This is a genomic window from Streptomyces sp. NBC_01089 (assembly GCF_045162975.1).
In the GTDB taxonomy this organism is placed as follows: domain Bacteria; phylum Actinomycetota; class Actinomycetes; order Streptomycetales; family Streptomycetaceae; genus Streptomyces.
On sequence record NZ_CP108660.1, the window covers coordinates 4,056,505 to 4,076,331 of the forward strand.

Below are 19,827 nucleotides of genomic sequence, written 5' to 3' on the forward strand. Positions count from 1 at the left end.
GGGTCGGGTCGGGTCGGCCTTCACTCCGCGGGCAGTACGGACCCAGCGGGGTTCACTGCGCAACCCCGCGCAGCAGCCAGCGCCTGACCTGGACCTGCAGCAGTACGCGCCCGCTGTCCTGGCGGTACGGCACCGTGACGTCCCAGGCGTACTTCGCGGCGAACGCGGCCGTCACTTCCGCGGGGAACACGTCCTCCCGGAGGCGCACATCGCCCTCGGCGACGAGAGGGGACCGGCCGTCCTCCAGCGCCAGCGACACCCGGGGGTTCTCCCGGAGATTGCGCACCTTCACCGAGCCGCTGTCCACGCCGATCCACCAGCTGTCGCGGAGAAAGACGAACCACACCGGCGTCACATGGGGTGACCCGTCGGGACGGACACCGCACAGCCAGACGTGGCGTTCGGTGGCCAGACGTTCCAGGAGGGCGGGCTCGACAAGTTCGGCGGGACCGGCGGGCTCGACAAGTTCGGCGGGATCGACAGAGTCGGCGGGGCCGGCGGGACCGGCGGGACGCTCATCCGCCCATTCCAGCCCCCGCGGCCACCACCCCGCCTCGGCCCCCGGCCCCGCCCGCAGCGGACTTTCGGCCTACGCCCGCTGCCGCGGTGTGCGCGGATGTCACATCGGGGCGGCCCGCTCCGTCGTTACCAGTGCAGGCATCGATGTACCGACATCGACCATGACAACGACAGAGGAGCACGCCATGAGTGCCCGTATGAACATGTTCGACAACCCGGTCGCAGCCAAGGTCTGGAAGCACATCATCGCGGCGAACAAGGCGATCACCGACTCGTCGCTGCCTCCCGCGACGCAGGAGCTGGTGAAGATCCGTGCGAGCCAGATCAACGGGTGCGGCGGCTGCCTCGACATGCACACCAAGGACGCCGCCGCGGCCGGTGAGACCGCCCTTCGTCTCAATCTGGTCGCCGCCTGGCGGGAGACCACCGTCTTCACCGAGGCCGAGCGCGCGGCGCTGGAGCTGACCGAGCAGGGCACCCGCCTCGCCGACGCGGCCGGCGGCGTCACGGACGAGGTCTGGGCCAACGCCGCCAAGCACTACGACGAGGACCAACTCGCCGCCCTGGTGGGCCAGATCGCCATCATCAACGCCTTCAACCGTGGCAACGTCATCAACCGGCAGCCCGGCGGCAGCTACCAGCCCGGCCAGCTCGGATAACCCTTGCAGGCAACGGCACCCGGCCCGGGGGCGGCAACCCGGCGGCTCTCCGCACACCGGACACCGCCGGTGCCCCCGGGGCCCTGCCCTGCCCTGCCCTGCCCTGCCCTGCCCGGCCCGGCCCTGCCCGGCCCTGCCGCCCAGGGATATGCCCTCGCGGCCCGTATACCGTCAGGTGCTGTCAGGCGCGCCTCCTTCCCTCCAGTTCGGTTCGAGTCCAGCTTCAGCGCGCCTCCACCCAGGACCCGTGACACACGTCACAGGAACCCGCCGGACCGGTCGGACAGTACTCCACGTGACTCACTCAACCCGCGCCCGTCTCCGCGAAGGTGACCCGGCCGCGCTCGCCGAGGCGTTCCGGGAGCACGCGGACGCCGTGCACCGCCATGCCCTGTGGTCCACCGGAAACTGGGCCACGGCCGAGGATGTCGTCTCCCTCACCTACCTGGAGGCGTGGCGCTCGCGCGAGCGGCTGTGCCCGGAGGAGACCGGCAGTCTGCGCCCTTGGCTGCTCGGAATCGCCACCAACGTCCTGCGCAACACAGCCCGTTCGGCGCGGCGGCACCAGAGAGCCCTGGCCCGGATGCCACGCACGGACACCGTCCCGGACTTCGCCGACGAAGTGACCGGGCGGCTGGCGGACGCCGAACAGCTGGCCGCGGCCAAGGCGGCGCTCAAGGGACTGCGGCGCACCGAGCGCGAGGTGTTCACCCTGTGCGTCTGGGGCGGTCTTGACTACGCGTCCGCCGCCGAGGCCCTGGGCATACCCGTCGGCACCGTGCGCTCCCGGCTGTCCCGCGCCCGCGCCAAGCTGCGCGACTCCGTAGGGCACCCGGCCACCCGGCACGACGGCACACGGAGCGCACCCGGCCGGGAACTCCCCGGAGGCAGCGGACAGATACAGCGCGTAGACAGCATTCCGGCTCGAACCACCCAGGAGAACCTCGCATGAACGCCCTGTTCCGGAACCGTTCCGGCGCCGCCACCCCGTCCTCCCGCCCGGCGGGCCCAGCCCATGAGGAGGGGAGCCGGGAGTGGCAGGAGGCCCGGGACCGCACCGAGCTCGCCGCGCTGCGCGAGATGGTCCCGCCGCCCGCCGGCCCCCGGCTTTCGCCCACCCGTCACGCGGAGCTCGGAGCACACCTGATGAACGAGATCAACGCCACGGCCACCACGTCCGACGCCGCGAACTCCGCCAAGTCCCGCTCCGCAGCCGCCCGCCCCTGGGCCTTCGGCCGGCTGACGCCCGGCCGGTCGATGTCCCTCGGAGCGGCTGCCGCCGTCGTCGCGGCGACCGTGGCGGGGTTCGCCATCACCGGCAGCACCGGTCAGACGGCCGTCGCCGCGCCCGCCCCGCTCAAGGTGGAGAACTCCCGGGCCACCGTGCCGCTCGCCACCGTCGCGAAGCGGGCCGCCGCCCTCGCCGGCTCCCACGGCGCCGCGCACCGCGGGACCCACCGCCGGGAGTGGGCACTGGGAATGTGGGACGACGGCAAGCACAAGCCGGAGCAGATGCCGGTGGACGAGTCCCGCGCGCGCTACAACGCCGACGGCAGCGGTGAGGCACAGGACATCAAGGACGGCCGGGTCGTCCGCCGCACGCACCTGCCGGCGGGTTCGTGGGAGAAGTTCGCCACCTTCCGGAACACCCCCCCGAAGACCGTCCGCGGCTTCGCCGACTACCTGGCGAAGGACAACCCGGACTCCCGCGGCAGCGCGTACTGGACGATGGACTCCGTGGAAACGCTGCTGCGTGATTGGACGCCCGGGCCCGCCCAGACGGCCGCGATCGACGGCTTGCTCGCCGAGAAGTCCGGCCTGCGTACCCTCGGTCCGGTCAAGGACCGTGCGGGGCGCCAGGGCCAGGCATACGGCGTGGACTTCAAGGGGACGGTGCGGCGGACGATCATCCTCGACGAGCACACCGGACGCATCCTGGGCACGGAGCTCTCCAGCATCAAGACCGACCCGAAGATGCAGCTCAAGCCCGGTGACGTCGAGCAGTACGACACCTACCTGGACTGAGGCCGCACGCCTGGTCACAGCCAGGGCCGCACCCCCGGGCCCCGCACATCACGCCGCGGGGCCCGGGGGCTTCGCCGCCGGGCCCCGGACGGCCGGCGGCCCGCCCGCTCCTTCGCGCTCTTTCCCGGCCCGTGGAGTCCCGCTCCACGCCTTGCCGTGTTCCGTGATTCGCAGAGATCTCCACGGTCCACGGAGTCAGCGCAGTGCCTCGATGGCCTTCACGACCAGAGCCCGCGCGGCCGCTCCGTACACGGCCGTCGCGGCGAAGTGCCAGCATTCCCGGGGCTGCACGATCATTGGCAGCCCAACCCGAGGGCTGATCGATAGCCTGCTGGGAGAAGGGAGGCCACATGGAGTGGACCGACCCCCGGTACGCGGAGCTGGTGGCAGCGTGGGAAGCCACACAGACACCGGAGTCGCAAGACCCGGAGCCCCAGCCTGTGCGGGCATTCATCGCCCCGCCCGTCCCGGACACCATGCAGGACTGAGCATCGAGCCCCGGCCACGTGCGACCAGGGCTTTCTCGTGCGTACGACTCGCCGCAGCCCCTCCGAAGCGCAATGCAGTTCGGGGCGAGGTGGATCAGTGCCGGTCGATGACCGACCGGATCCACTTGAGCTGCTGGGAGACCTCACCGGCCCCGGCCAACTTCGCCCGGTCGGAGCCGAAGAAGACGCCGATGAGCCTCTCGCTGCCGCGCGGGCCGATCGTCATCACCGGGCCCCCGGAGTCACCGCCGGCCGGAATCCCGGACACCTTCTCGGCGCAGAAGTCCGTGCCGCCCGGCGCGGCGAGACCGTCACACCGGGGGTCGTCCGACCGCAGCACCCGCAGCTTCGACTGCTTGACCACGGGGGACTGGCAGGTGTTCTCGTCCCCCGTGCAGGTGGCCCCCCAGCCGTACTGCCGTACGAGCTGGCCCGGGTGAGCCCCGGACGTGGCGAGCTCGGCCGTCCGGACCTTCATCGGCGAGACCTTGATCAGCATCATGTCGGCCTTCGCGCTGCCCACCCGGCTGCCCCGTACGGGGTGCACCGTGGTGCCCTTGCGCTCGTCGAGACTGCCGACCCGGAACGAGATCCGGGAGTCGGCGACCGGCTGCGCCTGCTCGAAGAAGCAGTGCGAGGCACTGATGATCCACTGCGACGAGATCGCGGTCCCGGTGCACTCCTGCTTGCCGTCGACCACCATGCGGACCGCCCATGGGGCGTACGTGCTCACCGACCCGCCGATGACGGCGGAAGCCGGTGCGGCTGACATCAGTCCGCCCGTGACCAGCAGCGAGACGGCCAGCAGAAGAACACGAATCCGGTGCGACATCCGATGCGACTCCCTTCCTCGGGCGGGACCCGCCGCTTCTGCGGCGCGGGCCTCGCGCCGGCCATCTCAGGACGGATGGCCTGACCCGTAAGACGCTGACGGGAAGCCATCCGCCCAGCCCCTCTCGGAGTGACACCGAATCGAGACAGTCAGGGCATCACGGCTACCCAGTCGGTGAGTTGAACGTTCGCTACGTGGACACGAAACGCGTCGCACGCGGCAAGGCCGGCGCCGAAACGCTCAAGCGCATCCGATCCGCAGCGTTTTCGAGGACATTCACTCGCAATCATGAACATCTCATCCTCCGCTGGCATATTCCATTTACGCCGCTTTACGTTCCGCGTGGAGGTGGTTCATATGGACCAACAGAACGCACAGCCCGACATGTGCACGCGGGCCGAGGCAATGGACATCAGCGACTTCGTCTACGGAGCGACGGGAACGCGCCTACGAAGGCTGACCATGCCGGACGGATCCCATTGGTTCCCGGCGGTGGATGTCTGCCGGGAACTCGGGTACACCAACTCCCGGATGATGCTTCTGAATCACGTCCCAGAACGGCATCGAGACTTCCTCGGGACCGTCACTGGAGCTTACGGTCTCAGCATTCCCGCAGGTAGAGAGTGGCGCCGAGACCTGAAACTCATCGACCTGCAGGGGCTCATCCTGCTCGTCAACGGCTGCACGAAGCAGTCGTGTCAGCCCTTCAAGGAGTGGGTCTCGGAGGTTGTCCAGACCATCCAGCACACCGGGTCTTACAGTCTCCCGACAGCAGAGATTCAGCCATCCGAGCCGACGGCCCCAGTGGCGCACGCCATGCCGGAACAGATGGTGGAAGCGATCGTCCGCCTTGAGGAGCGCAACATACGGCTGGACGAGGAGTTCGCGTCCGTACAGCGTGAACGGCTCGCGATGGAGAGGGAACACCTCGCACTCCAACGCGAATCTCTTTCGATGCAGCGGGAGATGCTCGCGGCACAACAGACCACTGCCCGATCCGCCGAACGGATCGCGGACCGGTTCGGCACCTTGCCCGCCAATCCAGAAATCCCGGACGGACGCCCCTCCCGCCCGACCGCAGAGGCCGTACTGGCCGACTGGAAGGCTCGCATGTCGGTGACCGAGGACGTGTGGGCGGTAGCGCTCACCATCGCCCCGCTGTTCGCCGCCGACGGTGAACTGCGCATGCCCCTGGAATCCATCGCAGCGAAAACCGGCCTCTCGGAGAACCGCGTCAACGAGTGTCTGCGGTTCATGCGTAAGCACGCATGCATCCAGCCCACGGGAGCGTCGGCGGACGGGGCACCTGTCTATATCTTGAACCGCCCGTAGAGGCGGCGACAGCTCACGCCCGAGGGGGCATCCGCGACGAGGAATCGCGGATGCCCCCTCGGCGGCCCGCGCAAGGAGTACGTCGCAGGTGGCTAGCCCGTAAGGCCCGAACGGAAGGCATCCCATGCGGCCGGCGCGAGACGAATGACGGGCCCCGCTGTGTCCTTCGAGTCCCGTACGGCGACCGTGTTGGGGACGTTCAGAGCGACCTCGACGCACTCGCCATTTCCGCTGCTGTAGCTGGACTTGACGAAATCGAAATGCGACACGGCCTACAGCTCCTTACGGATGCGCTCAATCAGGGTCACCGAGTCCTGAGAAGCGAGCCCGTTGCGAACGATCCGGTCAAACGTGACGTTGTGACGTGCGGCGTCCGCCTCACTCTCAAGCCACAGCGTAGACGACGTGGTGTCCATGTAGACCACGTCCATAGCGCCTGGTTCTGCGAAGGAGACGATGCTGAATGCACTCGTCATTCCAGGGTGTGAGCCTGCCAGGAACGGCACGACCTGAACCTTCACGTTCGGAAGGGTGGCGGCCTCCGCGATACGGGCAAGCTGGGCCCGCATGACGTTCCGTCCACCCACCAGTTGACGCAGGGCGCCCTCCCCGATCACCGTCCACAGCTGAAGCGGCTTGCTCTCCGTCAGACGGGCCTGACGGGCGATCTTCGCCTCGACGAACCGTTCGATCTCGTCAGGGTCCTCCCAGTCGGCGTTGCCCACCGCCAATGCGGATGCGTAATCCGGCGTTTGAAGGAGGCCGGGCACGAAGGACCCCTGCCACGTGCGCACTCCAGTCGCGATGTCCTCCAGGGCGACGTACTCCACCAGCGAGCGAAGCTCCGGGTACTGGTTCCACCAGCCCTTCGCCTTGCGGCGTTCCCGGTCCGCCTTCGCCAGGTTCAACAGGCGTGCGAGCGTTGCCGAGTCATCGACGCCATAGAGATCGCACAGGGCGCGGATGTCCGGGTCCCGGAACGGAACCCAGCCCCTTTCCATCTTCGCCACCTTGGCAGCGGTCGCCGTCAGCGCCTCTGCGGATTGCGGCTGCGTGAAGCCTGCCGCATCACGCAGGCGAAGCAGCTCACCACCCAGCTTGCGCCCGAGCACGGTGGACACGCGACTACCCCGGCTTGCCTGCTCTGCTGCCACAGCCGACCTCTCTCCCCGTCTCTGCGCCAGTGTGCCGTCAACACACGCAGTCGAACAAACTCCGTGGGGATATCTTTCCCCGTGACTGCTTGCACACTACGGCAGCACATCACTACGGTCAGTACTCAACCGCTCGCACAGCGCGGCCAGTTGGCGGAAGTGCACCGCTCCGGCCTGCCCGGCCGGCGCGGCGATGCCACCGCCGCACTCGTATCCGTATGAGGAGGCACGTGTCATGACCGTCCGGCACGACAAGGTCAGCTACCCCCCGTACCCGCGCAGCGTGCCCCTGGCGCGCAGACGTGTCGCCTCGCTCGTCGCCGACTGGGGTCATCCCGGACTCGCCGGTGACGCCGCACTCGTGGCAGGTGAACTCTGCGGCAACGCCGTACTGCACGGCTGTCTGCGGGACCGGCTGTTCCGGGTCGACGTCACGCTCGACGGCAAGGCCCTCCGGATCGCGGTGACGGATCCGCGCGGGGAACGGCTGCCGGTGCCGCGGGTCGCCGAGCCGGGCGATCAGTTCGGGCGCGGGCTGCTCATCGTCGGTGCGGTCGCGGCGCGTTGGGACGTACAGACCCTGACCGTCGGCAAGGCCGTCTGGGCCGAGCTGGACCTGGAAACCGGGTAACGCCGGGCCCAGGACGGGCCGGGCCTACTCGTGCCGGGTGAACATCTCGATCAGGCCCTGGGGCGTGTTGTCCCCGTAGAGCAGCTCGAAGAGGTCGTCGCCACCCCTGGCAGCCTCGGCGCTGCGCGGGAACATGCACTGCTCGTACTCACGCAGCGCGGTCTCGATGTCGTCCGGGTGCGCGGCGATGGCCTTGCCCAGCTCCGCGCCGTCGTGCATGGCGAGGTTGGCGCCCTCGCCGTTCGGGGCCGCCAGGTGGGCGGCGTCACCGAGCAGGGTCACGCCCGGCACCCGGTCCCAACGGTGGTCGGCCGGAAGGGCGTTGAGGATACGGAGGACCGGTGCGGTCTCGCCATCGGTGATCAGCGCGGTGAGTTCGGGCGCCCAGCCGGCGAACTCGGCGGCGATCCGTGCGGCGGCCTCGGCGGAATCGGTGAAGTCGATGGCGGCGAACCAGTCCTGTGGCCGGGCGAGCGCCACATAGGTGTGGAGGGTCGCGCCGTTCTCCCGGTGGGCCTGGATCCCCTTCCCCGGCGCGAGTGCGGCCAGCGACCCGCCGCCGACCGCCTTCGCGGTGGCCGGGTGCCGGGTGTCGGCGTCGAAAAGATAGGTCTCGACGAACGACATACCGGTGTACGCGGGCACCACATCGGAGAGCAGCGGCCGGACCCGCGACCACGCGCCGTCCGCGCCGACCAGCAGGCCGGTGGTGACAGTGGTGCCGTCGGTGAAGGTGACCTCGTGACGGCCCGTACCCAGGGCACGTACGCCGCTGACCTTCTGGCCCCATCGGACGGTCCCGGCCGGGAGCGAGTCGAGGAGGATCTGCCGCAGCTCGCCGCGGAGCACCTCGGGGCGTCCGCGCTCGCTGTCGTCGTCGAACACAACGGTCCCGTCCGGGGCGAGGATCCGCGTCGCCTCGCGGCCCTCCAGGATCAGGGCGCGGAACTCATCCATGAGGCCCGCGGCCCGGAGCGCGAGCTGGCCGTCTTCCTCGTGGATGTCGAGCATCCCGCCCTGCGCGCGGGCCGTCGGCGAGCTCTCCGCCTCGTAGACGGTCGCGGGGATGCCGTGGACGTGCAGGACACGGGCGAGGGTCAGTCCGCCCAGCCCGGCGCCGATGATCGTGACGTGTGTGGTCATGGTGACTCCTTTGATCTCGGGGAAGGCCGAACGCTCTGGAACGGCGTTCCACCATCCAGACTGGAACACCGTTCCACGGATGTCAACCTGGAACGGGGTTCCAGTGATGTGTCAGGATGTGTGCATGGCCACCAGGAAGCACCGCCCCGAGCGACGGGGACAGCCCCTCTCGCGGGAACGCATCGTCGAAGCCGCCGTCGAGCTGCTCGACGCGGAGGGCGAGAACGGGCTGACGTTCCGGGCGCTGAGCAGGCATCTTGCCACCGGGCCCGGAGCGATCTACTGGCATGTGGCGAACAAGAGCGAGCTGCTCGACGCCACGACCGACGCCGTCGTGGCGGACGCGCTGACCATCGGGCCCGCCGAGGCTCAGGACTCACCGCAGGCGGAGATCCACGCCCTCGCACTCGGCCTGTTCGACGCGGTCGACCGGCACCCATGGCTCGCCGCCCAGCTCGCCGTACAGCTCGCCCGCAGCCCCTGGCGGTCGGTGGCACCGCGGATCTTCGAAAGCCTCGGCCGCCAGGTCCGCGCCCTGGGGGTGCCGGAGAGCAGCTGGTTCACATCGGCATCGGCGCTGATGCACTACATCCTGGGGGCAGCCGGGCAGAACGCGGCGAACGCGGCGAGCGGCCGCGTCCTCGGCGCCGGCGTGGACCGCGACGAGATCCTCGACACCGTGTCGACGGCATGGGAGCAGCTCGACCCCGACGACTACCCGTTCACCCGGGCCGTCGCACACCAGATGCGCGGACATGACGACCGCGAACAGTTCCTTGCCGGGATCGACCTCGTCCTCACCGGCATCACGGCGGCGCAGCAGCCCACGACCTAGCCGCCGCGACCCACGGCCCGCGACAGCGAACGGCCCCCGGACACGCTCACCGCGTCCGGGGGCCGTTCGGCTGTCCGTGCCGCTACGCCCAGGTGATCAGGCGCTTGGGCTGTTCCAGGATCGCCGCGACGTCCGCGAGCACCTTCGAGCCGAGTTCGCCGTCGACCAGGCGGTGGTCGAAGGAGAGCGCCAGCGTGGTGACCTGGCGGGGCTTGACCTTGCCCTTGTGGACCCACGGCTGGAGCTTGATCGCGCCGACCGCGAGGATCGCGGACTCGCCCGGGTTGAGGATCGGCGTACCGGTGTCGACGCCGAAGACACCGACGTTGGTGATGGTCACCGTCCCGCCCTGCATCGCCGCCGGGGAGGTCTTGCCCTCACGGGCCGTCGAGACCAACTCGCCGAGCGAGCGGGCCAGTTCGGGCAGGGTCTTGGCGTGCGCGTCCTTGATGTTCGGGACGAGCAGACCGCGCGGGGTGGCCGCGGCGATGCCCAGGTTGACGTAGTGCTTCTGGACGATCTCCTGGTTGGCCTCGTCCCAGGCGGAGTTGACCTCCGGGTTCCGCTTGATCGCGACCAGCAGCGCCTTGGCGATCAGCAGCAGCGGGTTGGCCCGCAGCCCCTCGAACGCCTTGTCGGTCTTCAGCTCGGCCACGAGCTTCATCGTGCGGGTGACGTCCACCGTGACGAACTCGGTGACGTGCGGCGCGGTGAAGGCACTGCCGACCATCGCCTGCGCGGTGGCCTTCCGTACGCCCTTGACGGGGATACGGGTCTCCCGGGCGGCGTCGGACGAGACCGCCGGGGCTGCCACGGCAGCGGCGGCCGCGGACGGTTCAGCCACAGCCTGCGGCGCCGGTTCCTGCGCGGCAGGAGCGGCGGCCGCGTGGACGTCCTCGCGGGTGATGACCCCGTCCGCGCCCGTCGGCGCGACCGTGGTCAGGTCGATGCCGAGGTCTTTGGCCAGCTTGCGGACCGGCGGCTTGGCCAGCGGCCGGGAGACCGTGTGGCCGTTGACCGGCGCGGCGGGCGGCGGCGCGACGGCGGAGGGAGCGGAAGGCGCGGCGGCGGGCGGCGCGTAGTACGTGCCCTCCGGCGCGGCCTCCGGCTCCGGCGCCGCGCTCTTGCGCGCCCGCCGCTTGGTCGACGCCTCGGAGACCCCGTAACCGACCAGCACCGGCTGCCGGGCGGCGGGCTTCGCCTCCTGACCGGACTCCTGACCGGATTCCTGACCGGACTCCCGCGCGGATTCCTGCGCTGCCTCCCGCTCGGCGGGCTGCTCGGTCTGCTGCGGGACGGCGGCCGGCGCGGGCTCGTCGCCCGCCCCGCCGATCGTGATGATCACCTGGCCGACGTCGACCGTGGTGCCCTCGGGGAAGCGCAGCTCACGCACCACACCGTCGAACGGGATGGGCAGCTCGACCGCGGCCTTGGCCGTCTCGACCTCGCACACCACCTGGCCGTCGGTGACGGTGTCACCAGGGGCGACGTACCACTTGAGGATCTCCGCCTCGGTGAGCCCCTCGCCCACATCGGGCATCTTGAACTCTCGGACCGGGGTCGCGATATCAGTCATGGTCACGGCGCTCCTCAGTACGCAAGCGAGCGGTCGACGGCGTCGAGCACCCGGTCCAGGCCCGGCAGGTACTCGTCCTCCAGGCGCGCCGGCGGGTACGGCACGTGGTATCCGCCGACCCGCAGCACCGGGGCCTCCAGGTGGTAGAAGCTCCGCTCGGTGATCCGGGCGGCGATCTCCGCGCCCGTGCCGAGGAAGACCGGGGCCTCGTGCACCACGACCAGCCTGCGCGTCTTCTCCACCGATGTCTGCACGGTGTCGAAGTCGATCGGGGACATCGACCGCAGGTCCACGACTTCGAGGGACTTGCCCTCGTCGGCCGCCGCTGCCGCCGCCTCCAGACAGACCTTCACCATCGGGCCGTACGCGGCGAGTGTCAGGTCGGAGCCCTCGCGGGCCACCTTCGCCTTGTGCAGCGGGTGCGGGATGGCGTCGGTGTCGACCTCGCCCTTGTCCCAGTATCGCCGCTTCGGCTCGAAGAAAATGACGGGATCGTCGCTCTGGATGGCCTGCTGCATCATCCAGTACGCGTCCGACGCGTTGGACGGCGAGACGACCTTCAGCCCCGCCACATGCGCGAAGAGCGCCTCGGGCGACTCACTGTGGTGCTCGACCGCGCCGATGCCGCCGCCGTACGGGATACGGACCACGACGGGCAGCTTGATCTTGCCGAGAGCGCGCGCGTACATCTTCGCGAGCTGGGTGACGATCTGGTCGTACGCGGGGAAGACGAAGCCGTCGAACTGGATCTCCACGACCGGCCGGTAGCCGCGCAGGGCCAGGCCGATCGCGGTGCCGACGATGCCGGACTCGGCGAGCGGGGTGTCGATGACCCGGCCCTCGCCGAAGTCCTTGTGCAGCCCGTCGGTGATACGGAAGACGCCGCCGAGCTTGCCGACGTCCTCACCCATGATGAGGACCTTGGGATCGGTGTCGAGCGCCTTGCGGAGCGACTCGTTGAGCGCTTTCGCGATGCTCATGTTTTTCGCGGCCATGATCAGTTGCCCTCCTCGGCGGAGTCCGCGAAGGACGCCTGGTAGGCGGCGAACTGCGCACGCTCCTCGTCGACGAGCGCGTGGCCGTCGGCGTGGGTGTTCTCGAACATGGCCATCGCGTCCGGATCCGGCATCGCGCGTACGGCTTCCCGCACCCGCTTGCCGAGCGTCTCGCTCTCGGTCTCCAGGCCGGTGAAGAACGCCTCGTCGGCGATCTTCTGCTTCTCCAGATACGTCTTCAGCCGCTGGATCGGGTCCTTGGCCTCCCACGCCTGCCGCTCGTCGTCCGTGCGGTACTTGGTGGGGTCGTCGGACGTGGTGTGGGCGCCCATCCGGTAGGTGTACGCCTCGACGAGGGTGGGGCCCTCACCGCGGCGGGCGCGCTCCAGCGCCGACTTGGTGACGGCCAGACAGGCCAGCACGTCATTGCCGTCGACCCGGACACCGGGGAAGCCGAAGCCCTGGGCGCGCTGGTAGAGCGGCACCCGCATCTGCTTCTCGGTGGGCTCCGAGATCGCCCACTGGTTGTTCTGGCAGAAGAAGACCACCGGGGCGTTGTAGACCGCCGAGAAGGTGAACGCCTCGGCCACATCGCCCTGGCTGGACGCGCCGTCGCCGAAGTAGGCGACGACCGCGGAGTCCGCGCCGTCCTTGACGATCCCCATCGCGTAACCGGTCGCGTGCAGCGTCTGCGAGCCGATGACGATGGTGTACAGGTGGAAGTTGTTGCTGTTGGGGTCCCAGCCGCCGTGGTTCACACCGCGGAACATGCCCAGCAGATTGGTCGGGTCGACGCCGCGGCACCAGGCCACACCGTGTTCCCGGTAGGTCGGGAAGACGTAGTCGTCGTCCCGCAGGGCCCGGCCCGAGCCGATCTGGGCGGCCTCCTGGCCGAGCAGCGAGGCCCACAGGCCCAGCTCGCCCTGGCGCTGGAGTGCGGTGGCCTCCGCGTCGAACCGGCGCGTCAGGACCATGTCCCGGTACAGACCGCGCAGCTCTTCGGGCGTGAGATCCACTTCGTACTCGGGGTGCTCGATGCGCTCGCCATCGGGCGTCAGCAGTTGTACGAGCTGGGGCTCGGACGCCTGCGGCGTCTTTGCGGCGCCGGCTCGCTTGCTGCTGCGTCGCGGCTTGCGCGTCGCAGCAGTGCTCTCCACGGTCACGTGCGTGCTCCTCCGTCGGTCCGGCCCCCGGGGTTGCCGGTAAGGCCAGTGCGGCTCGCCCGAATCCGGATCCCCCGCACGGGGTGGGTGCGATGCGAACCGGGAACAGGCGTGACAGGTGCCCCGGCGAAGCACCCTCTCAAAGGCACGTTACCCAGTGTGTCGCAGAACTGCGAAACCCCATTTGACCTGCGATTTTGCTTGGATTTCCAAGTAAATCGAAAAATGGGCGAACAATCACTGGTCACAGCCTTGCAGGCCGCCGGAACAGGGGCACGTTATACCGGGCACCCCGGGCACGGGAAGGGTTCATGTGTGAAACTGATTCCGTGCCCGAAGATGGAAAAATCAGCGTTTTTCTCCTTGACGACCATGAAGTGGTACGACGCGGAGTTCATGAGCTTCTGGCGATGGAGGACGACATCGAAGTCGTCGGTGAGGCGGGGACCGCCGCCGACGCCCTCGCCAGGATCCCGGCCACCCGGCCCGATGTCGCGGTCCTGGACGTCCGGCTGCCGGACGGCAGCGGGGTCGAGGTCTGCCGGGAGATCCGCTCGGCCGACGAGGACATCAAATGCCTCATGCTCACCTCGTTCTCCGACGACGAGGCGCTCTTCGACGCGATCATGGCAGGAGCGTCCGGCTACGTACTGAAGGCGATCCGCGGCAATGAGCTGCTGTCGGCCGTACGGGATGTGGCGGCCGGTAAATCACTGCTCGACCCGGTGGCCACGGCCCGGGTCCTGGAGCGGCTCCGCGACGGTGGCTCCAGCAAACGCGATGCCAGGCTGGCGAATCTCACCGATCAGGAACGCAAGATTCTCGACCTGATCGGCGAGGGTCTGACCAACCGTGTCATCGGTGAACGACTGCATCTCGCCGAGAAGACGATCAAGAATTACGTGTCGAGCCTGCTCGCCAAACTGGGCATGGAGCGGCGCTCGCAGGCGGCCGCGTACGTGGCCAGGATCCAGGCGGGCCAGGACAGGACCGACTGACTGACTGCGCGACCCGTGACCGGGTGACCGGGTGACCGGGTGACCGGGTGAACCGGCCGGCTGAAATGGTTTGAAATCAAGCTGAATGAGTTCGTTCGGTCTTATTCGGGACCTACGTCCTCAATCCTGGGGCAGCTGTCCCCTTACCGGCACGGCGCCCGGGCTGGACAGTGGAAGCCATGCCCATCGAGGAACAGCGCGCCATCGCCCTGCTCAGCCGAGTGTCGTACGGCCGTGTCGCCGCCAGCATGCGCGCGCTCCCCTTCCTGGCCATAGCCCGCCACATCGTCTCGGACGGCTGCGTCATCCTGCGGATGCACGCGGGCCACGGGCACCACGAGGCGTGCATGGGCAGCGTCGTCGCCTACGCCGCCGACAATCTGGCCTCCGGGGACAGCCACCTGTGGTCGGTCCAGTTCACCGGCACGGCCGAGCTGACCGTCCCGGCCCCCGACGTGGTCGCTCAGTTCGAGACGGCCCCTGACCGGGTGAACGGCGAACCGTACGAAGCGGTCTATCTGCGCATCAAGCCGCAGTTCGCCACGCTGGACCGGATGGAGTACAACGCTCCGGAAACAGCCACCGCCCCGCAGTGATCTAACATCTGGCGAGTGCCGCGCTCATATGCAACACCGCCTGTCGGAGAGCTGCTGCGCCGCTACCGGTCCGCCGGTGACGCGCTCTCCTGCGAGCCCGTCGCCCAGGGGCTGCTCAACCGCGGCTACCGGCTCGCCACCACCCACGGCGACTACTTCCTCAAACACCACCTCGACGGCGACCCGGCCGCCATCAGCCGCCAGCACCGCGCCACCCAGCGCCTCCAGACGCTCGGCGTCCCGGTCGCGCCGCCGCTGGCCGACACGGACGGCGACACCGTCACGGTGATCGGCGGCCGCTGCTACGCGCTGCACCCCTGGATCGACGGACGGCACCGGGAGGGCGCCCAGCTCAGTACGGCCTGCTCCCGGCGGCTCGGGGCGCTCCTCGGGCTGGTCCACACCGGTCTGGAGCGGGTGATGGAGGCCGAGTCCGCGCCCCCCGAGCACGAGAGCGCCGACCCCGCCGACACCTTCGCGGTCATCGAGGAGCTGCTCACCAGGCTGGCCTGCCGGCGGTCCGGCCGCGACACCTTCGACGAGCTGGCCGAGCACCGGCTGCGCGAGCGCCGCCGCCTGCTGGAGCGCCATGCCCACCGTCGCCCGCCGGCGGGCGACGCGGGCGGCTGGGTGCACGGCGACTTCCATCCGCTGAACCTGCTCTACCGGGGCGCCGAACCGGCCGCGATCATCGACTGGGACCGGCTGGGTGTGAAGCCGCGCGCCGAGGAGGCCGTCAGAGCGGCGGTGATCTTCTTCGTCCAGCCCACGGGCGAGCTGGAGCTGCCGAAGGTACGGGCCTACGCGCGCGCGTACCGGCGGGCCGCGTCGGCCGGGCCCGCCGAACTCGCCGCCGCGGTCCACCGGGTGTGGTGGGAGCGGCTCAACGACTTCTGGACGCTGCGCTGGCGCTACCAGCTGCACGACCGCAGGGCCGATCCGCTGTTCCCCGCGGCGTCGGCCCTGGTCGTGTGGTGGACCCGCGAGTACGAGGCGGTGTGCGAGGCGTTCTCGGGGTGAGGCTTCTCAGGGTGAGGTCGCGGCGTGAGGCGTTCCCGGGGTGAGGGCGCGGGCGCCGCCGGGCCCGCTGTGTGCGCGGCCCCGGGGGGTGTCAGCCGTCCCGCCGCCTCAGCCGCCCGTAGCGCCCGTCGACGCGTCGCCCGCGGTGGTCCCCGCCGCGGTGCCGGCCGTGCCCGACCCGCCGTCCGTGGTGGTGCCGCCGGCCGGACCGCCGCCGCCCGACGTCGTCGAGCCGCCGTCCGACGTACCGCCGTCGTCCTGGTTCCCGCCGGTCGTCTTGCCTCCGGTGGACGAGGTCCCGCCGTCCGACGACGTACCGCCGTTGGAGCTGCCGCCGTTCGTCTTGCCGCCCGTGGAGGAGGATCCGCCGTCCGACGACGTACCGCCGCCCGAAGTGGACGGGCTCGGCGGAGGCGACGAGGGCGTGTCATTGCTCGGGGTGTTCGACGGGGTGTACGGCGGCTGGTCGCTGTAGTCACCGCCGCTGGACGTACCGGGGTCGGTGCTGGTGTCCGGGGACGAGTCGTCCGTCGGGCTGTCACTCGGCTTCTCGGCCTTGGAGTGGGTCGGCGACGGCGACTTGTCGCTCGTCGTGCCCCCGGAGCCCTTGTTGTCGAGGCCGCCCAGTGCGAAGACGATGCCCGCGCCGATGGCGACCACCGCGAGTACGGCGACCACCCAGATCCAGCCGCGGCCGCCCCGGCCCCTGCCGTCCCCGTCGTACGAACCGTCGTCCGGGTTCATGGGCGGCAGGATCGGGCCCTGCGAGGTGTCACCGTGCTGCGGGTGGCCGAGCGCCGTGGTGGCCGCCGTGCCCATCGCCGGGGTGGAACCGCCCTCGTGCATCACGACCGGGCCGGTGTTCCAGGTGCCCGTGTGGCCGCCCTGCTGCTGGAGCATCTGCAGCGAGTACGCGACCAGCGCGCGCATCTCCTCGGCGCTCTGGAACCGGTCGTCCGGGTCCTTCGCGAGGGAACGCATCACGAGCCCGTCGAGCTCGGGCGGCACCGCGCCCGACACCTGCGACGGCGGAACGGGCGCGTCCTGGACGTGCTGGTAGACGACCGAGAGCGGGGTCTCCCCGGTGAACGGGGGCCGCATCGCGAGCAGTTCGTACAGCAGACAGCCGGTCGCGTACAGGTCGGAGCGGTGGTCGACGGCCTTGCCGAGCGCCTGCTCGGGGGAGAGGTACTGGGGCGTCCCCATGACCATGCCGGTCTGGGTCATCGTCGACTGCGCGCCGTGCAGGGCGCGGGCGATGCCGAAGTCCATCACCTTGACCGCGCCGCCGTCCGTGATGATCACGTTGGCGGGCTTGATGTCCCGGTGCACGATGCCGTGCTGGTGCGAGTAGGCGAGCGCCTCCAGCACCCCGGAGACGATGATCAGCGCCTGCTCGGGCGGCGGGGCCTCGGCGTTGATCAGCAGATCGCGGATGGTGCGGCCCTCGACCAGCTCCATCACGATGTAGGGGACGGTGTTGCCGCCCCAGTAGTCCTCGCCCGAGTCGTAGACGGCGACCACGGCGTGGTGGTTGAGGCCCGCGACCGACTGTGCCTCGCGGGTGAACCGGGCCTTGGAGACCGGGTCCTCGGCGAGGTCGGACCTGAGCAGCTTCACGGCGACGGTGCGGCCGAGCCGTACGTCCTCCGCCGCGAACACCTCGGCCATGCCGCCACGGCCGAGACGGTGGGTCAGCCGGTAACGGCCGTCGCCGACCAGCCCGCCGATGCCCCACGACTCCGGCACGTCCGACACCCCGCCGCCGCCTGCCTCGGATTCGGGTGCCATCAGTCCTCGCCGTCGTGTCGGTCCGCGTCAGCGGTGGTGTACGCGGGTGTTCCGGGTCCTCGCGGCCCAGTGCTCCGCCACGCTACAGGCTCCAGGAGAGGGCCCGGTCCGGCAATGACCGGCTATCAAACCCGGAATGCCGTCACCCATGCAAATCCTGCGTCCTTCCTGTAACGCTTGCGAGACGCTTGATACGCGTACGGTCACGGAACGGGCCCCCTGGCTTGACGTGTCAGTGGCCTCGGGCAGACTTTGCCCGTGGACGGGACCGGGTGTACCGGGGCCCTCAGCAGTCCGCAGGTGAGCAGGTAAAAGGTCGAGGGGGCTCAGGTCCGCACGGACCGCGAGCGCACCATTCAGTACGGGGCGCGCCACAGCAGTGCGCCATAGGGGGAGCCACGCCATGAGCCAGGACGGCGCGCAGGGCCGCTATGCGGGAGATTCGGTCGCCGGAGGGCGCTACCAGCTCCGTGACCTGCTCGGCGAAGGCGGTATGGCGTCGGTGTACCTGGCCTACGACCAGGCGCTGGACCGGCAGGTCGCCATCAAGACGCTCCATACGGAACTGGGCCGCGAGCAGTCGTTCCGCGAGCGGTTCAGGCGCGAGGCGCAGGCGGTCGCGAAGCTGTCGCACACCAACATCGTCTCGGTCTTCGACACCGGCGAGGACACCCTCGGCGACGCGCTGATGCCGTACATCGTCATGGAGTACGTGGAGGGGCAGCCGCTCGGCTCCGTACTCCAGGCGGACATCGCGCAGCACGGCGCGATGCCGGCCGACAAGGCGCTGAAGATCACCGCCGATGTGCTGGCCGCGCTGGACACCAGCCATGAAATGGGCCTGGTCCACCGGGACATCAAGCCCGGCAACGTGATGATGACCAAGCGCAACATCGTGAAGGTCATGGACTTCGGCATCGCCCGCGCCATGCAGTCGGGCGTCACGTCGATGACGCAGACCGGCATGGTCGTGGGCACTCCGCAGTACCTCTCGCCCGAGCAGGCGCTGGGCCGCGGGGTGGACGCGCGCTCCGACCTCTACTCGGTCGGCATCATGCTGTTCCAGCTGCTGACCGGCCGGCTGCCGTTCGACGCGGACTCGCCGCTGGCGATCGCGTACGCACACGTACAGGAGGAGCCGGTCGCGCCCTCCTCGATCAACCGCTCGGTCACCCCGGCCGTCGACGCGCTGGTCGCCCGCGCGCTGAAGAAGAACCCGAACGAGCGGTTCCCTTCGGCGGAGTCCATGCGCGACGAATGCCTGCGGGTCATGACATCGGGCCACACCGGCGCCGCCCCGATGGTGGTCGGCGGCGCCCCCGCGCCGAACAGCGGCTCGGGCGTCGGCTCGGCGGTCTTCCCGCCGGTGGACTCCTCGCTGCCGCAGAGCGGCCAGGTCCAGACGCCCTACCAGCCGGGCCCGTACGGCACACCGACGCCCGCACCGGCCCCGTCGTACGGCTACCCGCAGCAGGGCGGCTACCAGACGCCCGCGGCCCAGCCGTACGCCTCGCAGCAGTACGGGATGGCGACCCCGCCGCCGTACGGCGTCCAGCCCGCGGCACCGTCCGCGCTCTCCCCGCAGGGCGGTCCGGGCGGCGGCCGGCGGAACATGCCGCTGATCGTGGGGGCGGCCGTGGTGGTGCTGCTGGCGATCGGCGGGGTGATCGTGGCCATGAACATGAACGGCTCGGACGACAACGCCAAGGGCGACGACAAGACGACCACCGGGCCTGCGAAGGCCGGGCACAAGGGGCCCGAGCGGGACCGCACGATGGAGACCACGGAGTGCTCGGACCCGCAGCCGGGCGTCACTGACCCGAACAAGATCCAGCTTCCCGACTTCACCTACAAGGACATCCTGTCGGTGAAGGCGTGCGCCCAGGCGGCCGGCTGGCACATCACGACGAAGAAGGAGCCCAGCGGGCAGTGGGGCCAGGACGTCGTCCTCGACCAGTACCCGCTGGCGAACACCAACGTCAGCCCGAAGAACCTCACCATCACGCTGGGGATCTCGACGGGCGACCCGAGCTGAGGCTTCGCGCTTCTTCTCCAGGTCCCCCTCGGGTC

At 69.9% G+C, this 19,827-nt stretch carries 20 protein-coding genes; 11 read left to right on the plus strand and 9 right to left on the minus strand.

Translation table 11 applies throughout. The annotated features are described in order from the left end of the window. Positions 1-52: 52 nt before the first annotated feature. Positions 53-577, minus strand: a complete 525-nt coding sequence (locus OG510_RS17930; protein WP_406142438.1) for a pyridoxamine 5'-phosphate oxidase family protein — start codon at positions 575-577, stop codon at positions 53-55. A gap of 127 nt (positions 578-704) precedes the next feature. Between OG510_RS17930 and OG510_RS17935 the strand changes: the two genes are divergently transcribed. The 4 genes from OG510_RS17935 (at position 705) to OG510_RS17950 (ending at position 3,691) form a co-directional block, all read left to right on the plus strand. Beyond that, positions 705-1,178: a carboxymuconolactone decarboxylase family protein gene (locus OG510_RS17935; protein ID WP_406138005.1), complete on the plus strand. Its 474-nt coding sequence runs from the start codon at positions 705-707 to the stop codon at positions 1,176-1,178. Between the two features lie 295 nt (positions 1,179-1,473). Further along, the gene (locus OG510_RS17940; RefSeq protein ID WP_406138007.1) at positions 1,474-2,130 is read left to right on the plus strand and encodes an RNA polymerase sigma factor; all 657 of its coding nucleotides are present in this window, start codon (positions 1,474-1,476) and stop codon (positions 2,128-2,130) included. Then, on the plus strand, positions 2,127-3,203 hold the full coding sequence (locus OG510_RS17945; RefSeq protein WP_406138008.1) for a CU044_5270 family protein: 1,077 nt from the start codon (positions 2,127-2,129) through the stop codon (positions 3,201-3,203). The genes OG510_RS17940 and OG510_RS17945 overlap by 4 nt, the downstream gene beginning before the upstream one ends. A gap of 350 nt (positions 3,204-3,553) precedes the next feature. Continuing rightward, positions 3,554-3,691, plus strand: a complete 138-nt coding sequence (locus OG510_RS17950; RefSeq protein ID WP_406138010.1) for a hypothetical protein — start codon at positions 3,554-3,556, stop codon at positions 3,689-3,691. A gap of 94 nt (positions 3,692-3,785) precedes the next feature. Here the strand turns inward: OG510_RS17950 and OG510_RS17955 are convergent, their stop codons facing one another. Continuing rightward, positions 3,786-4,523 (minus strand): S1 family peptidase, encoded by a 738-nt coding sequence (locus tag OG510_RS17955; RefSeq protein WP_406138012.1) that lies wholly within the window; start codon positions 4,521-4,523, stop codon positions 3,786-3,788. Between the two features lie 357 nt (positions 4,524-4,880). On the opposite strand from OG510_RS17955, the gene OG510_RS17960 reads away from it, so the two are divergent. Then, complete coding sequence (locus OG510_RS17960) at positions 4,881-5,855, plus strand: Bro-N domain-containing protein (RefSeq protein WP_406142439.1); 975 nt, start codon at positions 4,881-4,883, stop codon at positions 5,853-5,855. A 92-nt stretch (positions 5,856-5,947) separates the two neighbouring features. On the opposite strand, the gene OG510_RS17965 is transcribed toward OG510_RS17960, so the two are convergent. Together OG510_RS17965 and OG510_RS17970 are read right to left on the minus strand one after the other, a co-directional pair. Continuing rightward, positions 5,948-6,124 (minus strand): DUF397 domain-containing protein, encoded by a 177-nt coding sequence (locus OG510_RS17965; RefSeq protein WP_406138014.1) that lies wholly within the window; start codon positions 6,122-6,124, stop codon positions 5,948-5,950. A gap of 3 nt (positions 6,125-6,127) precedes the next feature. Further along, the gene (locus OG510_RS17970) at positions 6,128-6,967 is read right to left on the minus strand and encodes a helix-turn-helix domain-containing protein (protein WP_406142440.1); all 840 of its coding nucleotides are present in this window, start codon (positions 6,965-6,967) and stop codon (positions 6,128-6,130) included. A gap of 277 nt (positions 6,968-7,244) precedes the next feature. On the opposite strand from OG510_RS17970, the gene OG510_RS17975 reads away from it, so the two are divergent. Beyond that, positions 7,245-7,640, plus strand: a complete 396-nt coding sequence (locus OG510_RS17975) for an ATP-binding protein (protein ID WP_406138016.1) — start codon at positions 7,245-7,247, stop codon at positions 7,638-7,640. 24 nt (positions 7,641-7,664) lie between these two features. On the opposite strand, the gene OG510_RS17980 is transcribed toward OG510_RS17975, so the two are convergent. Beyond that, the gene (locus OG510_RS17980; protein ID WP_406138017.1) at positions 7,665-8,783 is read right to left on the minus strand and encodes an FAD-dependent oxidoreductase; all 1,119 of its coding nucleotides are present in this window, start codon (positions 8,781-8,783) and stop codon (positions 7,665-7,667) included. 124 nt (positions 8,784-8,907) lie between these two features. Here OG510_RS17980 and OG510_RS17985 point away from each other — a divergent pair, with 124 nt between their 5' ends. Further along, positions 8,908-9,618 (plus strand): TetR/AcrR family transcriptional regulator, encoded by a 711-nt coding sequence (locus OG510_RS17985; protein ID WP_406138019.1) that lies wholly within the window; start codon positions 8,908-8,910, stop codon positions 9,616-9,618. 82 nt (positions 9,619-9,700) lie between these two features. Here the strand turns inward: OG510_RS17985 and OG510_RS17990 are convergent, their stop codons facing one another. From OG510_RS17990 to pdhA, 3 genes are read right to left on the minus strand one after another with little or no spacing between them, the layout of a single operon-like run. Further along, entirely contained in the window at positions 9,701-11,194 is a 1,494-nt protein-coding gene (locus tag OG510_RS17990; RefSeq protein ID WP_406138020.1) for a dihydrolipoamide acetyltransferase family protein, read from the minus strand. A 14-nt stretch (positions 11,195-11,208) separates the two neighbouring features. Beyond that, on the minus strand, positions 11,209-12,189 hold the full coding sequence (locus OG510_RS17995) for an alpha-ketoacid dehydrogenase subunit beta (protein WP_164267571.1): 981 nt from the start codon (positions 12,187-12,189) through the stop codon (positions 11,209-11,211). A gap of 2 nt (positions 12,190-12,191) precedes the next feature. Further along, positions 12,192-13,352, minus strand: a complete 1,161-nt coding sequence (gene pdhA / locus OG510_RS18000; RefSeq protein ID WP_406138022.1) for a pyruvate dehydrogenase (acetyl-transferring) E1 component subunit alpha — start codon at positions 13,350-13,352, stop codon at positions 12,192-12,194. Positions 13,353-13,663: 311 nt separating this feature from the next. Here pdhA and OG510_RS18005 point away from each other — a divergent pair, with 311 nt between their 5' ends. From OG510_RS18005 to OG510_RS18015, 3 genes are all read left to right on the plus strand, one after another. Continuing rightward, a complete protein-coding gene (locus OG510_RS18005) occupies positions 13,664-14,350 on the plus strand; it encodes a response regulator (RefSeq protein WP_406138024.1) in 687 nt (228 codons plus the stop codon). A gap of 179 nt (positions 14,351-14,529) precedes the next feature. Then, a complete protein-coding gene (locus tag OG510_RS18010) occupies positions 14,530-14,946 on the plus strand; it encodes a pyridoxamine 5'-phosphate oxidase family protein (RefSeq protein WP_406138025.1) in 417 nt (138 codons plus the stop codon). 15 nt (positions 14,947-14,961) lie between these two features. Then, positions 14,962-15,966, plus strand: coding sequence for a phosphotransferase (locus tag OG510_RS18015; RefSeq protein ID WP_406138026.1), 1,005 nt, complete (start codon positions 14,962-14,964; stop codon positions 15,964-15,966). Between the two features lie 108 nt (positions 15,967-16,074). On the opposite strand, the gene OG510_RS18020 is transcribed toward OG510_RS18015, so the two are convergent. Next, positions 16,075-17,757: a protein kinase domain-containing protein gene (locus tag OG510_RS18020; RefSeq protein ID WP_406138027.1), complete on the minus strand. Its 1,683-nt coding sequence runs from the start codon at positions 17,755-17,757 to the stop codon at positions 16,075-16,077. 403 nt (positions 17,758-18,160) lie between these two features. On the opposite strand from OG510_RS18020, the gene OG510_RS18025 reads away from it, so the two are divergent. Then, entirely contained in the window at positions 18,161-19,792 is a 1,632-nt protein-coding gene (locus OG510_RS18025) for a protein kinase domain-containing protein (RefSeq protein ID WP_406138028.1), read from the plus strand. Positions 19,793-19,827: the final 35 nt, after the last annotated feature.

Excerpts from the sequence above, each read along its gene's own strand:
- OG510_RS17935 (WP_406138005.1), top strand. The coding sequence starts at position 705 with ATGAGTGCCCGTATGAACATGTTCGACAACCCGGTCGCAGCCAAGGTC.
- OG510_RS17945 (WP_406138008.1), top strand. The coding sequence starts at position 2,127 with ATGAACGCCCTGTTCCGGAACCGTTCCGGCGCCGCCACCCCGTCCTCC.
- OG510_RS17950 (WP_406138010.1), top strand. The coding sequence starts at position 3,554 with ATGGAGTGGACCGACCCCCGGTACGCGGAGCTGGTGGCAGCGTGGGAA.
- OG510_RS17955 (WP_406138012.1), bottom strand. The coding sequence starts at position 4,523 with ATGTCGCACCGGATTCGTGTTCTTCTGCTGGCCGTCTCGCTGCTGGTC.
- OG510_RS17960 (WP_406142439.1), top strand. The coding sequence starts at position 4,881 with ATGGACCAACAGAACGCACAGCCCGACATGTGCACGCGGGCCGAGGCA.
- OG510_RS17975 (WP_406138016.1), top strand. The coding sequence starts at position 7,245 with ATGACCGTCCGGCACGACAAGGTCAGCTACCCCCCGTACCCGCGCAGC.
- OG510_RS17980 (WP_406138017.1), bottom strand. The coding sequence starts at position 8,783 with ATGACCACACACGTCACGATCATCGGCGCCGGGCTGGGCGGACTGACC.
- OG510_RS17985 (WP_406138019.1), top strand. The coding sequence starts at position 8,908 with ATGGCCACCAGGAAGCACCGCCCCGAGCGACGGGGACAGCCCCTCTCG.
- OG510_RS17990 (WP_406138020.1), bottom strand. The coding sequence starts at position 11,194 with ATGACTGATATCGCGACCCCGGTCCGAGAGTTCAAGATGCCCGATGTG.
- OG510_RS17995 (WP_164267571.1), bottom strand. The coding sequence starts at position 12,189 with ATGGCCGCGAAAAACATGAGCATCGCGAAAGCGCTCAACGAGTCGCTC.
- OG510_RS18005 (WP_406138024.1), top strand. The coding sequence starts at position 13,664 with ATGTGTGAAACTGATTCCGTGCCCGAAGATGGAAAAATCAGCGTTTTT.
- OG510_RS18010 (WP_406138025.1), top strand. The coding sequence starts at position 14,530 with ATGCCCATCGAGGAACAGCGCGCCATCGCCCTGCTCAGCCGAGTGTCG.
- OG510_RS18020 (WP_406138027.1), bottom strand. The coding sequence starts at position 17,757 with ATGGCACCCGAATCCGAGGCAGGCGGCGGCGGGGTGTCGGACGTGCCG.
- OG510_RS18025 (WP_406138028.1), top strand. The coding sequence starts at position 18,161 with ATGAGCCAGGACGGCGCGCAGGGCCGCTATGCGGGAGATTCGGTCGCC.